Annotated in this window: 3 protein-coding genes and 1 pseudogene; 3 read left to right on the top strand and 1 reads right to left on the bottom strand. The window is 63.8% G+C overall.

Annotation, left to right across the window (positions count from 1 at the left end; translation table 11 throughout):
• From WCE35_RS17755 to WCE35_RS17765, 3 genes and pseudogenes are all read left to right on the top strand, one after another.
• Nucleotides 1-430: pseudogene (locus tag WCE35_RS17755) on the top strand (sugar ABC transporter substrate-binding protein); the annotation flags it as partial.
• Nucleotides 431-435: 5 nt separating this feature from the next.
• The gene (locus WCE35_RS17760; RefSeq protein WP_424594638.1) at nt 436-1,365 is read left to right on the top strand and encodes a carbohydrate ABC transporter permease; all 930 of its coding nucleotides are present in this window, start codon (nt 436-438) and stop codon (nt 1,363-1,365) included.
• Nucleotides 1,362-2,186 carry a carbohydrate ABC transporter permease gene (locus tag WCE35_RS17765; protein ID WP_424594636.1) on the top strand — a complete coding sequence of 275 codons (825 nt, stop codon included), beginning with the start codon at nt 1,362-1,364 and terminating at the stop codon, nt 2,184-2,186. The genes WCE35_RS17760 and WCE35_RS17765 overlap by 4 nt, the downstream gene beginning before the upstream one ends.
• 7 nt (nt 2,187-2,193) lie before the next feature.
• On the opposite strand, the gene WCE35_RS17770 is transcribed toward WCE35_RS17765, so the two are convergent.
• Nucleotides 2,194-2,551, bottom strand: a 358-nt coding sequence (locus tag WCE35_RS17770) for a S1C family serine protease (protein ID WP_424594637.1), incomplete at its 5' end; no start/stop codon positions are given.

Below are 2,551 nucleotides of genomic sequence, written 5' to 3' on the forward strand. Positions count from 1 at the left end.
CAAGGTCGGCTATACGGTGGTGCCGGCCGGACCCAAGGGGCAGTATTCCGCGACCTATGGCGACGGCCTCGGCATCGCGCAGGCGAGCAAGAACAAGGAAGCCGCCTATCTGCTGTGCCAGTGGGCGGTCTCGAAGGCGCAGGGCGCGCGGCTGCTGCAGGCCGGCGGCGGCGTTCCGTTCCGCAATTCGATCCTCAACGATCCCGAGGTGCGCAAGGGCGTCAAGATGCCGCCGGAATGGCTGCAGTCGGTGATCGATTCCGCCAGGATCAGCAAGCTCGGCCTTCCCGTCGTGATACCCGTTGCCGAATTCCGCGATCTGGTCGGTGCGGCGCTGACTGCCACGCTCTCAGGCGCGGACCCGGCCACCGAGCTGAAAAAAGCCCACGAGCAGTATCGGCCGATCCTGGAGCGCAGCGAGAAGGCGTGACGGCGATACAACAAGCCACCTCGGCCGCGGCGGAAGCGCACCTCGCGCCGGGGCTGCCATTGCGGGCGCCATCGTACTGGCCGTTCGTGTTGCCGGCGCTGGTCGTGGTGCTCGCGATCATCATATTCCCGTGGCTGTTCACGATCTGGATGAGCCTGCACGAATGGAAAGTCGGCTCGCCAACTACCTTTGTCGGTCTCGCCAACTATCTGCGGCTGCCGAGCGATCCCCGCTTCGCTGAAGCGGTCGCCCACACCGTGATCTACACCGCCTTGTCGGTGCTGCTGCCGCTGATTTTCGGGACCTTCGCCGCCGTCGTGTTCCACGCCAAATTCCCGGGGCGCGGCTTCCTGCGCGGCTTGTTCATCATGCCGATGATGGCGACGCCGGTTGCGATCGCGCTGGTCTGGACCATGATGTTTCATCCGCAGCTCGGCGTGCTCAACTATCTGTTGTCGCTGGTCGGGCTGCCGGCACAGCTTTGGGTGTTTCATCCGGCGACCGTGATCCCCTCGCTGGTGCTGGTCGAGACCTGGCAATGGACGCCGCTGGTGATGCTGATCGTGCTGGGCGGCCTTGCCGCGATCCCGACCGAGCCATACGAGAGCGCCCAGATCGACGGCGCCGGGATCTGGCAGGTGTTCCGCTACATCACGCTGCCGCTGATCATGCCGTTTCTGTTCATCGCCGCGATGATCCGCGTCATCGACGCCGTCAAAAGCTTCGACATCATTTTTGCGATCACGCAGGGAGGCCCGGGCTCGGCGTCGGAGACGATCAATCTCTATCTCTACAGCGTCGCCTTCATCTATTACGACCTTGGCTACGGTTCGGCGATCGCGGTCATCTTCTTCATCCTGATCGTGATGCTGGCGGCCGTGCTATTGTATCTGCGCCAGCGCACGGCCTGGACCGAGATCGGCGGCGGCGCATGAGCCCGCGGCAAGTTCTCGGCAAGATCGGGCTGTGGTGTGCGGTCTTCATCGTCGTATCGCCGGCGATCCTGTTCTTTCTCTGGATGGCCTCGCTCTCGATCAAGTTCGAGATCGACAACGCCGCCTACCCGCCGGTCTTCCTCCCCGAGCATTTTGCCTGGAAGAACTATGCCGACGTGCTGGCGTCGAACCGTTTTGTGACTTATTTCATCAACAGCCTGCTCGTGACAGGTACCGCGACCTTGCTCGCGATGCTGGTCGGCGTTCCCGCAGGCTATGGAATAGCGCGGATGTCCGCGCACAAATCCGCGGTCGTGATCCTGATCGCGCGGATCACGCCGGGATTGTCGTATCTCGTTCCGCTGTTCCTGCTGTTCCAGTGGCTGGGATTGCTCGGCACGCTGTGGCCGCAGATCATCATTCATCTGGTGGTGACGGTGCCGATCGTGATCTGGATCATGATCGGCTATTTCGAGACCACGCCGCTGGAACTGGAAGAGGCCGCCTTCATCGACGGCGCGACACGCTGGCAGGTGTTTTGGCATGTCGCGCTGCCCATTGCCCGGCCGGGCCTCGCGGTCGCCTTCATTCTGGCGGTGATCTTTTCCTGGAATAATTTCGTGTTCGGCATCGTGCTGGCCGGAAGAGAGACCCGAACCCTGCCCGTCGCCGTCTACAACATGATTTCGTTCGATCAACTGAGCTGGGGACCGCTCGCCGCGGCCGCCCTGATCGTGACGCTGCCGGTGCTGCTGCTGACGGTGTTCGCGCAGCGCCAGATCGTCGCAGGTCTTACCGCTGGCGCCGTCAAGGGCGGTTGACAAACGGCTACGGCCTTGAGCCCTGCCGCGCCGTCGGCTTGCGTTCGACCGGATGGATGTCGATCGCCCGCAGCCGGCCCATCCGCAGCACCTCCATGGCAAGCGTCCGACCGACGCGGTCGCGATCGAGCACGCGGATCAAATCGTCGACCCCGTTGATGTCGGCGCCATCCAGCTTGATCACGACGTCGCCCGGCTGAAGGCCTGCCTGCGCCGCCGGTCCGTCCGGCTCGATCTGCGCCAGCAACGCGCCCATCTTGTTGTCGACGCCGGCGACCACCGCATGCCTTCGCGGGATTGGCGCGGTCTGGCCGGCCACGCCGATATAGGCGCGGCGGACATAGCCGTGGCGGATGATCTCGGAT

Source organism: Bradyrhizobium sp., assembly GCF_049691595.1.
GTDB lineage: Bacteria > Pseudomonadota > Alphaproteobacteria > Rhizobiales > Xanthobacteraceae > Bradyrhizobium.